At 38.5% G+C, this 14,654-nt stretch carries 5 protein-coding genes and 1 pseudogene; all 6 read left to right on the top strand.

Annotation, left to right across the window (positions count from 1 at the left end; all coding sequences use genetic code 11):
* Positions 1 to 910 (top strand): annotated as a pseudogene (locus BHV72_RS09580) (RHS repeat-associated core domain-containing protein); the annotation flags it as partial.
* 763 nt (positions 911 to 1,673) lie between these two features.
* Positions 1,674 to 3,734, top strand: coding sequence for an acetate--CoA ligase family protein (locus tag BHV72_RS09575; RefSeq protein ID WP_022043234.1), 2,061 nt, complete (start codon positions 1,674 to 1,676; stop codon positions 3,732 to 3,734).
* A gap of 99 nt (positions 3,735 to 3,833) precedes the next feature.
* Positions 3,834 to 7,850 carry a hybrid sensor histidine kinase/response regulator transcription factor gene (locus tag BHV72_RS09570; RefSeq protein WP_022043235.1) on the top strand — a complete coding sequence of 1,339 codons (4,017 nt, stop codon included), beginning with the start codon at positions 3,834 to 3,836 and terminating at the stop codon, positions 7,848 to 7,850.
* 428 nt (positions 7,851 to 8,278) lie between these two features.
* On the top strand, positions 8,279 to 11,473 hold the full coding sequence (locus BHV72_RS09565; protein ID WP_005681929.1) for a SusC/RagA family TonB-linked outer membrane protein: 3,195 nt from the start codon (positions 8,279 to 8,281) through the stop codon (positions 11,471 to 11,473).
* Between the two features lie 12 nt (positions 11,474 to 11,485).
* A complete protein-coding gene (locus BHV72_RS09560; protein WP_022043237.1) occupies positions 11,486 to 13,408 on the top strand; it encodes a RagB/SusD family nutrient uptake outer membrane protein in 1,923 nt (640 codons plus the stop codon).
* A gap of 19 nt (positions 13,409 to 13,427) precedes the next feature.
* A complete protein-coding gene (locus BHV72_RS09555) occupies positions 13,428 to 14,642 on the top strand; it encodes a DUF5000 domain-containing lipoprotein (RefSeq protein WP_005675203.1) in 1,215 nt (404 codons plus the stop codon).
* Positions 14,643 to 14,654 lie beyond the last annotated feature (12 nt).

Below are 14,654 nucleotides of genomic sequence, written 5' to 3'. Positions count from 1 at the left end.
TATGTGTCCCTTACTGACGGTCAGTATCATTATTATTTGAAAGATCATCAGGGTAATAATCGTGTGGTTGTTGCTGAGGAGGGAACGGTTGAGGAAGTGAACGATTATTATGCTTTCGGCGGATTGATGCAACAAGTTCCCGGCAGAGCGTCCAGCCTTATAAGTATAATGGCAAGGAGTTGGATCGTAAAGGTGGGTTGGACTGGTATGATTATGGAGCGAGGATGTATGATGCTGCATTAGGGAGATTTATGAAAACTGATAGATTTCAGAGAAGTATGTTTCTTTATCACCTTATCAATATGGTGCAAATAATCCGGTGAATAATATTGATGTGAATGGAGATAGTATTTGGTATACTCGGAATGGTGATATTGTCACTATGCATGTAACTGCAAAGATATTTAATAATTCAAGTGATAATATAAATATGGCTAGAGCTGCCAAAGATATAGTTTCTGATATAAAAAGTACTTATGAAGGAAAATTTGAATGGAGCGATAATAAGACTTACAATTTAAAGGTTGATATGGATCTTAAAGTTGCAACTTCTATGAAAGATGTCGAAAACTCTGATCATTTATTTGTATTAGCAGATAGCGATAGTAAAGGAGCGCATGGAGCAACAAGTATGTTAGGTGGAAAGGTTATGACTTTGGCTTCAAGCGATTTTGCTAATAATAATTGGTTGTCGAATAATTTGTCTTATAATAAAACTTTTACAGCTACTCATGAGTTTGGGCATGCAATTGGATTATCACATTCGCAGAATCCATTTAATATAATGAAGCAGGGAGGAGTTGTTCACAACAGCAATAGCAACCAAAGAGTTATCATGTTGCAGCAACAAAATAATCTAAATAATAATCTTGTTGTCGATATATATAATTTAGGTCTTAAATGGCGATAATGTAGATGAAATTATGAAAGGGAAAAAAAATAATAACGATAGGAATAATATTATGTGTGTGTTGTGTGTGTGTTACATCCAGAACTGCGTTAATATTTGTAGGTAACTCTTATGAAAATAGCAAAGAAATTAATGTTACTATTTCGGTGGATGATAAGGTATTATATAATGGCTTTTTAAAAGCTTATGAGATTCCAATGCTGTTGGAAAAGAAGAAAATGAGGGTCGGCTTTTACAAGGTTTCTGCGAAATGTAATAATATCCAAGTGCAGCATAGATTCTTTTATTTTTTTCAGAAAACTATTTGGATTGATTTTGATTTTGCAACTAATGACATATTATTAGTTTCGAAATTTTATAAACAAATACCATTATAATTTTATGTTATCTGTCTTATCGTAATATAAAGTTAATAAAACAGTCTTGCTCTGATATATAAGTTGTCTAAACTAAATCAGCATATTAGAGCAAGATTATTTTGTATGATGCAGCTATTGGATGTTGGTATGTAGTAGATCCGGAGTCTGAGAGATATCATTTGTTAAATCTTAACAGTTACTGTGTAAATCTCTAGAGAAGGGCGGGTTAGTACAAATAGTAAGATGCCCTTTTATATTTCAAAAAGCTAGTATAATCTAACTGATATTTTATTTTTTTTCTTCTCGATAGCCTATTTCTATATGCAATTCTCCCCTTTTTCTTTCTTTTTTCTCATAAGAAAGAATATATTTGTACCTAAGTTAAATGAAAACCAGCGTATGATATGATAACAACCCAGTTGCTTCGCCCTGAAAGTATTGTTGTAGTAGGGGCTTCGAATAATGTACATAAGCCGGGTGGCGCAATATTAAAGAACTTGATAAACGGAGGTTATCAGGGAGAACTTCGGGCGGTAAACCCGAAGGAGAAGGAAGTACAAGGAGTTCCCGCCTTTGCAGATGTGAAAGATCTTCCTGATACGGATTTGGCAGTATTGGCTGTGCCTGCCGGACTGTGTCCCGATATTGTGGAAACATTGGCTAGTACAAAACAAACTCGGGCGTTTATCATACTCTCTGCCGGATTTGGAGAAGAAACGCATGAAGGGGCGCTATTGGAAGAACGTATCCTGGAAACTGTGAATAAATACGGCGCTTCGCTGATTGGACCTAATTGTATCGGTTTGATGAATACCTGGCATCATAGCGTGTTCAGCCAACCTATCCCTAACCTGAACCTGAAAGGAGTTGATCTAATCTCCAGTTCCGGTGCAACAGCGGTGTTTATTCTGGAAAGTGCGGTGACGAAAGGATTGCAATTTAATTCTGTCTGGTCGGTAGGTAATGCCAAACAGATCGGTGTAGAAGATGTCTTGCAATTTATGGACGAGAACTTTGATCCCGAGAAAGATTCACATCTGAAATTGCTTTATATTGAAAGTATTCAGAACCCGGACAGATTATTGTTTCATGCTTCCTCTTTGATAAGAAAAGGATGTAAGATTGCTGCTATCAAGGCCGGAAGTTCGGAGAGCGGAAGCCGTGCGGCGTCTTCTCATACGGGAGCGATTGCAAGTTCCGACTCAGCGGTAGAGGCGTTGTTCCGTAAAGCAGGAATTGTGCGTTGTTTCTCTCGTGAGGAACTGACGACCGTAGGTTGTGTATTTACTTTACCCGAATTGAAAGGAAAGAATTTTGCCATTATCACTCATGCCGGAGGACCGGGGGTAATGTTGACAGATGCGTTGAGTAAAGGCGGTTTGAACGTACCGAAGCTCGAAGGCGAATTGGTGGAAGAACTGAAAGCTCAACTTTTTCCCGGTGCTGCCGTTGGAAATCCGATAGATATTCTGGCTACCGGGACACCAGAGCATTTGCGTCTCTGCATTGATTACTGTGAAGAAAAGCTTGAAAACATAGATGCCATGATGGCTATCTTCGGAACTCCGGGATTGGTTACTATGTTTGAAATGTATGATGTGCTTCACGAAAAGATGCAAACTTGCAAGAAACCGATTTTCCCGATTCTTCCTTCTATCAATACTGCCGGAGCTGAAGTTGCAGCGTTTCTTGCTAAAGGGCACGTGAACTTTGCCGATGAAGTGACACTCGGGACGGCCCTTTCGCGTATCGTTAATGCTCCTAAACCGGCTGTTCCTGAAATAGAATTGTTTGGAGTGGATGTCCCGAGGATTCGTCGTATTATTGATTCGATTCCGGAAGACGGATATATCGAGCCTCATTATGTACAGGCATTGCTCCATGCGGCAGGTATCCCGTTGGTAGACGAATTTGTTTCGGATAATAAGGAAGAGATCGTAGCCTTCGCCCGCCGATGTGGATTCCCCGTAGTGGCTAAGGTTGTCGGTCCGGTGCATAAATCGGATGTCGGCGGAGTGGTGCTGAATATTAAAAGCGAGCAACACTTGGCACTGGAATTTGACCGGATGATGCAGATCCCTGATGCCAGGTCGATAATGGTGCAGCCTATGCTGAAAGGGACAGAACTGTTCATTGGTGCGAAATATGAGGAGAAGTTCGGCCATGTAGTGCTTTGCGGTTTAGGGGGTATTTTTGTGGAAGTGCTCAAAGATGTATCTTCCGGTTTGGCTCCGCTTTCTTATGAGGAGGCTTATTCGATGATTCACTCATTGCGCGCCTATAAAATCATCCAGGGAACGCGAGGCCAGAAGGGAGTAAACGAGGATAAATTTGCTGAAATTATTGTCCGTTTGTCTACCTTGCTCCGGTTTGCAACGGAAATCAAAGAAATGGATATCAATCCGCTTCTCGCAACGGAAAAGGCTGTTGTGGCCGTAGATGCACGTATTAAAATAGAGAAATAAGACTATTTTTTCATTCATTGGGACGTATCTTCTATTTTTCGATTGTTATTTCACCTACATTTGGTAAGTTGAATAAAAGAAGTGTTATAAACCGAATATATGAAAAAAATTATAATAACGTTTATTTCTTTAATAATTGGAATTCTTAGCCGTGCACAAACGGTTAATGAACATTATTATTTTAAGAATCTTAGTAGCCAGAATGGGTTGTCACAAAACACAGTCAGTGCTATCTTGCAGGACTCGAAAGGTTTTATGTGGTTTGGTACGAAAGATGGATTAGATCGATATGATGGGGTATCTTTCCGGCATTTTAAGTACGATAGAAACAATCCGAGAAGTCTGGGCAATAATTTTGTGACTTCTCTTTATGAAGATATCGAAGGGAATATCTGGGTAGGGACTGATGTGGGAGTCTATATCTATTATCCGGAGAAAGATACTTTTCGTCATTTTGTAGAACAGAGTGACAAAAACACAAGGGTGGAACGAGCCGTTGCTATGATTTCAGGAGACAGTCAGGGAAGGGTATGGATAGCTGCAGAGGCGCAAAACTTGTTTTGTTATGATTTGAAAAAACAAACCTTGAGAAACTATATTCTGACCGATCATCCATTGGTCTCTACCAATGTGAAATGCCTGACGGTTGATAATAGTGGTACTATCTGGATTGGCTTCTACGGTGACGGATTGTTTTATTCGAAAGATGAGTTGAAAACTCTTCATCCTTATATATCACCTATTGATAATGAGGAAACTTATAATAATGACGTTGTGAGCGAAATACTCCCGGGAGCATACAATTGTTTATATATTGGTTCTTTAAAAGGAGGAGTGAAAGAATTGAATCTGACTTCGGGTAAATTACGGGATTTGTTGTTGAAAGATGAAGATAATGAATCCATCTATTGTCGGACATTACTTTTTGCTACGGATAATGAGTTATGGATAGGTACAGAAAGCGGAGCTTATATTTATAATCTCCGTACGGGGAAGTATACGCACTTGCGTAGTTCTGAGTATGATCCCTATTCTTTGTCTGATAATGCAATTTATTCTTTTTGCAAAGACCGTGAAGATGGTATATGGATCGGTTCGTATTTTGGCGGAGTAAACTATTATCCGCGCTCGTATACCCATTTTGAGAAATATTATCCGAAAGGAGAGGAAAATAGTCTGCATGGTAAGCGGGTACGTGAATTTTGTCGTGATAACTATGGTGTGTTATGGATTGGTACGGAAGATGGCGGGTTGAACCGTTTTAATTTGAATACAAAAGAATTTTCTTTTTTTGCTCCTAGTGCGGGATTTACCAATATACATGGGTTATGTTTAGTGGACGATAAACTTTGGGTTGGCACATTCTCTAAAGGATTGAAGATTATAGATACCCGTACAGGGACTGTTTTGAAGACATATCAGAAGAACAGCTCTCCCCGTTCTTTGATTGATAATAGTATTTTTGCAATTTGTAGAACCGCTACAGGTGACATCTACTTAGGAACGATGTTCGGACTGGTCAAATATAATAAGCAATCGGACGATTTTGACCGTATACCGGAATTGAATGGGAAGTTTGTATATGATATAAAGGAAGATTCTGGTGGTAATATCTGGTTGGCAACTTATGCTAATGGTGCTTATTGTTATAATGTGAACGATCGGAAATGGAAAAACTATGTGCATGATGAAAAAGATACCACAAGTCTTTCATATAATAAGGTTTCTAGTATTTTTGAAGATTCCTATCACCGGATTTGGTTAACAACTCAGGGAGGAGGTTTTTGCTTATTTCATCCGGAGTCAGAGACGTTTACTAGTTATAACTCAACTGACGGACTACCTAGCGATGTTGTTTATCAGATTGTAGAGGATAAAGATGGACAGCTGTGGCTAACAACTAACAATGGACTTGTCTATTTTCAGCCAAAAACTGAAACGATGAAAGTATACACTACTGCCAATGGTCTGTTGGGTGATCAGTTTAACTATCGGTCCAGTTTTGAAGATGAAAATGGAATGATTTATTTTGGTGGAATTGATGGTTTTATAGCTTTTAATCCTAAAAGCTTCTCGGAGAATAAGAATCTTCCCACAGTAGTGATTACAGATTTCTTGCTGTTTAATAAAGAAGTGTATGCAGATGAACCTAATTCGCCTTTGGAAAAGAATATCACTTTTTCTGATAAGATAGTACTCCGGGCTGATCAGAATTCATTTTCTTTCCGCATCTCGGCTCTTGGTTATCAAGCTCCTGGAATGAATAAACTGATGTATAAATTGGAAGGGTTTGATAATGAGTGGTTATCTATCGGTGAGAGTCCGTTGATAACCTATGCTAATCTGCGTTATGGTGATTATATATTTCGGGTGAAAGCTGCAAATGACAATGGCGTTTGGAATAATAATGAAATCTCGTTGAGCATCCGGATTTTACCTCCTTTCTATCTGTCAATTTGGGCTTATTGCATTTATATACTTTTGATTATTGGATGTTCCGTTTATTTGATTCTTTATTTAAAACGCCGTAGTAATAGAAAACATCATCGGCAAATGGAGAAATTTGAGCAGGAGAAGGAACGTGAAATATATTATGCGAAAATAGATTTCTTTACGAATGTAGCTCATGAGATACGTACTCCTTTGACGTTGATTAATGGTCCTCTGGAGAATATTCTTCTGAAAAAGACGGTGGATCCTGAGATACGGGAGGACTTGAATATCATGAAACAGAATACGGAACGGTTGTTAAGTTTGACGAACCAGTTGCTGGATTTCCGTAAAACAGAGAGTCAGGGATTCCGCTTGAACTTTGCCGAGTGTAATGTTACTGAGGTACTGAAAGAAACTTATAACCGTTTTACATCTTTGGCGAGACAGAGAGAACTGGACTTTGTATTGAATGTAGGCGAACAGGACTTCTATGCACATGTCAATAAGGAAGCATTTACTAAGATTGTTAGTAATTTGTTGAATAATGCTGTGAAATATGCAGAAACATATGTACATGTGTTTTTGGAAATGAACGGGATAGGAGAAAAGAGGATGTTTTATATTCGTACAGTGAATGATGGCGTTATCATCCCGAATGAAATGAAAGAGGAAATCTTTAAACCTTTTGTCCGTTTCAATGAAAAAGAAGATGGTAAAGTTACCACAGGAACAGGAATCGGATTAGCTCTCTCACGTTCATTAGCTGAATTACATCAGGGAAGTTTGATGATGTTGGAAGGTGAAGAGGCAAATGTGTTCTGTCTGTCGCTTCCTGTGGAACAGGATAGTGTAATAAAGCTGACTTCGGAATATAAATCCGTAGAAGAGGAGAATGTGGTGGAACGGCGGACGGAACTAGCGGACAGCAGGGGAGACAAACCGGTAGTGTTGGTAGCGGATGATAATCCGGATATGTTGTCTTTCATTGTTCGTCAGTTGGAAAGTAATTATGTCGTTGTGACTGCCAATGATGGTGTGGAAGCATTGAAAGTATTGGATAATCAGGAGGTTTCATTAGTGGTAAGTGATGTTGTTATGCCTCGTATGGATGGATTTGAATTGTGCAAGTTGATAAAGTCTAAATTGGATTATAGTCATATTCCGGTGATTTTGCTTACTGCTAAAACGAATATTCAATCAAAGATAGAAGGGTTGGAATTAGGGGCAGATGCATATATTGAAAAACCTTTTTCTGTTGGGTATTTACAGGCTTGCATCGCCAATCTGATCAATAGTCGTGAAAAGTTGCGGCAAGCTTTTGCCCAATCTCCTTTTGTTGCAGCTAATACGATGGCTTTGACAAAAGCTGATGAGGAGTTTATGAAAAAGCTGAATGAAATCATTCAGAATAATTTGCATAATCCGGATTTTAGTATGGATGATATAGTAGACTCTTTAAATATGAGTCGTTCTAATTTCTATAGGAAAATTAAAGGTGTACTTGATTTAAGTCCGAATGAATATCTACGGTTGGAAAGATTGAAACGGGCTGCTCAGTTATTGAAAGAGGGAAATGGGCGGGTAAATGAAATTTGTTATATGGTAGGCTTTAATTCTCCTTCCTATTTCTCTAAATGTTTTCAAAAGCAATTTGGTGTACTCCCTAAGGAGTTTGCCGGTTAAGTTTATTATTTGGTTCTCACAAAAGTATTGGTGTTGTATATAGATATCTGCAGGGTACATATCCTGCAGATCGTAGACTTATGTGCTTGATAGATAGAGGGATTAGAGCGTTGTAATAATGAAGCGGAGGAGCTTTATATCTTTCTAAAAAATAGGCTAATATGATAATTTATGGGATATTTGTTCCATTTATATTTCATTTGAAACGAATTTGCTATTCTTTCTTTTGTTTGAGACAGTATTGCGATTTATTGGGATATTTATTTTATCAGGAAATCCTCTCATCCGTTAATTTTGCCTATGTTAATCAATCAAAAATACTATGATAAAACCATTGCATCAATTAAAGAAGCTTTTTATCCTTTGTGGGCTTCTTATCAACTGGTATCGGGAATATTTATAATGAAATAACCTTTTTATTAATAATTATGAAAACAAAAACAAGAGATCTAAGCACATGCTTAAAAAGGCGGTTGTGGATTGTAGGTGTATGTCTGACGACCTTTTCTTTTCTTTCTGTATCTGTTGCATATGCAGTCAGTGATAATCAGACTGTCCAGCAGCAAAAAAAGGGAATGGTGATTAAAGGTAAGGTTTTGGGTACAGACGGTGAGCCTATTATCGGTGCATCTGTATTGGTGAAAGGCTCTACTACTGGAGTTGTTACTGATTTGGATGGTAACTATACACTGTCTAACGTTTCTAAAGGAGCTATTTTGGAATTTAGTTATGTAGGTTATGTAAAGCTGACTAAAACCGTAGGAAATGAAACAACCATAAATGCAATTCTGTATGAGGACTCTCAGATGTTGGAGGGAGTTGAGGTTGTGGCTTTTGGTACACAGAAAAAGGAGAGTGTTATTGGTGCTATTTCAACCGTGAAAGTGGCGGAACTGAAAACACCCTCCAGTAATCTTACGAATGCACTTGCCGGGCGTATTGCAGGAGTAATCTCTTATCAGAGAACTGGTGAACCGGGGGTGGATGACGCCTCTTTCTTTGTTCGCGGTGTTACAACTTTCGGATATAAAAAAGATCCGTTGATTTTGATTGACGGCATTGAGTTAACTTCTACCGATCTGGCTCGTTTACAGCCAGATGACATCGCCAGCTTTTCTATTATGAAGGATGCTACTGCTACCGCTCTTTACGGTGCCCGTGGTGCAAATGGTGTGATTCTGGTGAAAACCAAAGAAGGTCAGAAGGGAAAAGCACGGTTAAGCTTAAGAGTTGAGAACTCAATATCCACTCCGACTCAAGAGATAGAATTGGCAGATCCTGTTACTTATATGCGTCTGCACAATGAGGCCTATTTAACTCGTAATCCGTTGGCGCCGTTGATGTATTCTGAGGAAAAAATAGACAATACTGTACCGGGGGCGGGATCTGTAATTTATCCGGCTACGGATTGGAGAAAGGAATTATTAAAAGATTTTACGATGAACCAGCGCGTCAACCTGAATATTACAGGTGGTGGTGATGTCGCACGTTACTATGTGGCAGCTTCGTATAGTCAAGACAATGGTATTCTGGAGGTTGATAAGAACAGTAATTTTAATAATAATATCAAGCAGAGAGTTTATACTCTTCGTTCTAATGTAAATATCAACGCTACCAAGACAACAGAATTGATTGTCCGTCTAAGTGGTGTGTTCGATGATTATAACGGACCGTTATATGGTGGTTCGGCTATGTACAATCTGATTATGAAGAGTAATCCGGTATTGTTTCCCGCTAAATATCCCAAAGATGAAGCTCATGCATACACGAAACATACTTTATTCGGTAATGCTGAAAATGGACAATATTTGAATCCGTATGCAGAAATGGTAAGAGGATATAAAGAATCCGGCCGTTCTAATTTGAGTGCGCAGTTTGAAGTGAAACAGGATTTGAAATTCTTGACGGAAGGTTTATCGGCACGCTTGTTGTTTAATACTTCCCGTATCTCCAGTTATGATGTTTCACGTAAACTGAATCCATATTATTATAAGATGACTAATTATGATTATCTGACCGGTGATTATGCCATTGATATCATTAATCCGGATGACGGTTCGGAATATCTGATTTATGATCCGGGTGGTAAGAGTATTACGGCTAATATGTATATAGAGGCTGCATTGAATTATAATCGTGATTTCGGAAAACATGGAGTAGGCGGATTATTAGTCTATCAGTTGAGAAATAACCTTCAGCCGAATGCAGGCTCGCTTCAGGCATCTCTGCCTTACCGCAATGTCGGTTTATCGGGGCGTTTCACTTATGCATATAATAATCGTTATTTTGCAGAGTTCAACTTCGGTTATAATGGTTCCGAACGCTTCCATAAAAGTAAACGGTTCGGTTTCTTCCCTTCTGCCGGTTTGGCATGGGTTGTTTCTAATGAGTCTTTTTGGGATCCATTTAAAGATGTAGTATCCAAGTTGAAATTGAGAGCGTCTTATGGTATTGTTGGTAATGATGCTATCGGAAGCGGGCGTTTCCTGTATTTGTCGGATATCAATATGAATGATAGTAAGTATGGGGCAAACTTCGGATATAATTATGATTATCATCGGGATGGTATTTCGGTAAAGCGATATTCTGATCCTGAAATTACATGGGAAAAGTCTGCTAAAACAAACTTTGCACTTGAGTTCACTTTATTTAATGATTTGAATGTGACGGCAGAGTATTATACGGAACGCCGTAAGAGTATTTTGCAACAACGAACTTCGATCCCGGCATCTATGGGACTTTGGGTACAACCTTATGCAAACTTGGGAGAGGCCAAGGGGCACGGAGTTGACTTATCGTTAGATTATAATAAATATTTCGCCAATAAATCATGGTTGCAGTTGAGAGGAAACTTTACTTATGCGACAAGTGAATATATGGTATATGAGGATTATGAATATCCGGGAGCATGGTGGAAACAGAAAGTGGGTTATCCAACTAATCAGACTTGGGGATATATAGCAGAAGGTCTATTTGTTGACGACAATGAAGTGGCTAATTCTCCTGTGCAATTTGGAGAATATGGTGCAGGTGATATTAAGTATCGTGATGTGAACAAGGATGGTAAGATTACTGATCTCGATCAGGTACCTATCGGATATCCGAAAGAACCGGAAATTGTATATGGTTTTGGTGCCTCTTATGGATATAAGAATTGGGATATATCAGTGTTTTTCCAAGGATTGGCTAGAGAATCATTTTGGATTGATTATAATAATGTATCTCCATTTTTTAACACGGTTGATACAAAAGTTGTAGGTAATAGAGTTGGGCATAATGCACTTGCAAAGTTTATTGCAGATAGTCATTGGTCGGAGGATAATAGAGATGCTTATGCGGTATGGCCGAGATTAAGCCCGACTTCTATTGAGAATAACAGTAAAACGAGTACTTGGTTTATGCGTGATGGTTCGTTCTTGCGTTTAAAACAATTGGAGATTGGTTATACTATTCCTGAAAAAGTGACTAATAAAGTAGGAATCAAGAACCTTCGATTCTATGTTACAGGAAACAATCTATTATGTTTTAGTAAATTTAAACTTTGGGATCCTGAAATGGCAGGTTCCGGCTTAGGTTATCCTGTACAGCGTGTGTATAATATAGGACTAAATTTAACTTTCTAAATTTGATATAAAATGAAAAAAATACAACTGTTTATATTAAATTGTTTGATTATCGCTTTATCTTCATGTGATTCATTCTTGGATATTGTTCCGGATGATATTGCTACAATCGATAATGCATTTACAATGAGGGCACAGGCGGAGAAATATTTGTTTACCTGTTATTATTATCTTCCGGCTCATGGCCTGTTGGAGGCAAATCCGGCAATTGCCGGTGGTGACGAACTGTATATTACGGAGTCTTTTCGTAGTGCAGCACACGTACATGCATGGTATATTTCACATAATATGCAAAGTTCGGCAAGACCACGCTGTGATTATTGGACCGGAGCCGATCAACAGAATAACAAATCATTGTATCAAGGAATCAGTGACTGTAATATCTTTCTGGAGAATATTCAGAAGGTACCTGATATGACACAAGCAGAGAAAGACCGTTGGGCGGCAGAAGTACGTTTCTTGAAAGTCTATTACCATTATTGGCTGATTAGAATGTATGGACCAATTCCTATTATGGATCGGAATATTCCGGTAAATGCAAGTGAGGATGAAGTAAAGGTTTTTAGGAGTACTATAGACGAATGCTTTGATTATGTAATCAATTCTTTAACCGAGATTATCAACAGTAATCATTTGCCTGATAAGATAATGAATGAGGCTGAAGAGTTGGGACGAATTACTCAAGGAATTGCAATGGCAATAAAAGCCGAAGTTATGGTAACTGCTGCCAGTCCTTTATTTAATGGAAATGCTGATTATAAAGGATATACTGATTCCAGAGGTATTGAACTATTCAATCCGAATAAATCGGAACAGGCCAAAAAACAGCGTTGGATAGATGCTGCGGAAGCTTGTAGGCAGGCTATTGATTTTCTGAAAGCTCAGGGACATGATTTATATAAATATACTTCTCTTGAATACACAATATCCGATCAGACCCGTGCGAAAATGAATATTCGTAACATTGTGACGGAAAAGTGGAATCAAGAAATTATTTGGGCTAATTCAAATAGTATTATCGGACAGTTACAGGATCATGCTATTCCACGTGGATTGGAACCGGGAAAAGAAGGAAATGCGAGTGTTGGTGGTAATTTGGCTGTCCCTCTAAAAATAGCAGATTTGTTTTATACAAAAAATGGAGTTCCTATTACAGAAGATAAGACATGGAATTATGATGATCGTTTTGAATTGAGAAAAGCAACAACTAATGATAAGTACTTTATCAAGGAAGGGTATACAACAGCTAATCTGAATTTTGACAGAGAAGTACGCTATTACGCAAGTTTAGGATTTGATGGTGCAGTCTGGTTCGGGCAGGGAGTGACAGATGAGACGAAACCGATTTATGTGCAATGTAAACAAGGACAGTCTGCTGCCAATCAGATTGCGAATTCATGGAATGAAACAGGTATATGGCCTAAAAAACTAGTTCATTTTAAGAGTGTGGTAGGGCAGACCAGTGGTTTTACTAAGATTACATATCCGTTCCCAGTGATGAGATTGGGTAACTTATATCTGTTGTATGCTGAAGCTTTGAATGAAAGTGGTGCTACTAAAACTGATGTTCTGACTTGGGTCGATTTGATCAGAGAAAGAGCAGGACTGAAAGGTGTGGAAGAAAGCTGGGATACATATACGAACAATAAGAAATATGAAACAATAGATGGCAGACGTGAGATCATACAACAGGAACGTGGAATTGAATTGGCATTCGAAGCACAGAGATTTTGGGACTTACGTAGATGGAAATTGGCATTTCAGGAACAGAATAAGCCGATAACCGGTTGGAATACTCAGTATAGCACAAATGAAGATTACTATACAGAACAATTGATTTATACTCAAGAGTTTAGAATAAGAAACTATTTCTGGCCGATTTTAGATAAGGAACTATATTCGAATAAAAACCTGGTACAGAATTATGGTTGGTAAACTTTAAAATAAAAACGTTATGAAGAAGAAATTTTATAAATATGGGTTGTTTTATATAGGAGTTGTTTTGGCTGCTTGTGCCGACAATGCTGATCTGAACGAACCTACGGGAAGTACGACACCACCGTCACAGGTGTTGAATGCGACGGTAAAGAATCTGCCTGGTGCAGCAATTATCTATTATGATTTGCCGGATGATCAAAATTTAAAATATGTTCGGGCTAGCTATAAAGTTGATAATATGATTCGTACAGTTAATGCTTCTTTCTATACAGATTCTTTGGTAGTAGAAGGATTCCCTACTAAAGGAGAGTATGACGTTGAACTTTATTCCGTTAGTTATGGTGAGGCTGTCTCTACTCCGCTTGTGGTAAAAGTAAGTCCGGATACTCCTCCTTATCAGAAAGTGCGTGGAACATTAATTTCAGCTGAAACATTTGGCGGTATCAAAGTGAACTTTGATAACCCGGAAAAGGCTAAATTGGGACTGGGGGTCATAAAGAAACAGGCAGAAGGGATTTGGACACAGGTATATATGCATTATACTGAGGCTAAAGGTGGTGATTTCTATGTACGCGGCCTGGATGCTGTTACTACAGATTTTGGTATTTTTGTCAGAGATAGATGGGGACATCTTTCTGATACATTGTATGTCACCGAGACTCCTTTGTATGAAGAACAATGCGATAAGTCTTTGTTCAGGAAGATGGCTTTGCCGACTGACTCTTATGAGTGCCACTCATGGAATGAAGTGACGAAAGGAAATGATATGACGCGGCTTTGGGATGGAATCACAGATACAGATCCTTGTTTTCAAACCAAGACGACAACAGTAATGCCGCAATGGTTTACCTTTGATATGGGGGAAAAGTATAAATTGAGCCGATTTGTGATGGTTTCACGTTATTATCCGGGTAAGTATGGTAATACATTTAAAGCAGGACACCCGAAGCATTTTGAACTGTGGGGTAGTAATGATCCAAATCCAGATGGTAGCTTTGATGATTCTTGGGTATTACTTTCTGAATATGAGTCGGTGAAACCTTCAGGAGGTGGTGTAAACGATGCTCTTACAACAGAGGATCAGGAAGCTGCGAAAAATGGTGAGAATTTTATTATTCCTGATAATGCTCCGGCTGTACGTTATATTCGTTTTAAAACGAATGACACATGGGGGAAAACACGTTATATGCATCTTCACGAACTTACGTTTTTCGGTGCGAGGCATAATTAGTAACAAGTAAAA

It is taken from the genome of Bacteroides sp. 43_46 (assembly GCF_001915455.1).
Lineage (GTDB): Bacteria > Bacteroidota > Bacteroidia > Bacteroidales > Bacteroidaceae > Bacteroides > Bacteroides caccae.
Note: the sequence above shows the minus strand (reverse complement) of the source record. Positions and strands in the feature narration are given on the sequence as shown.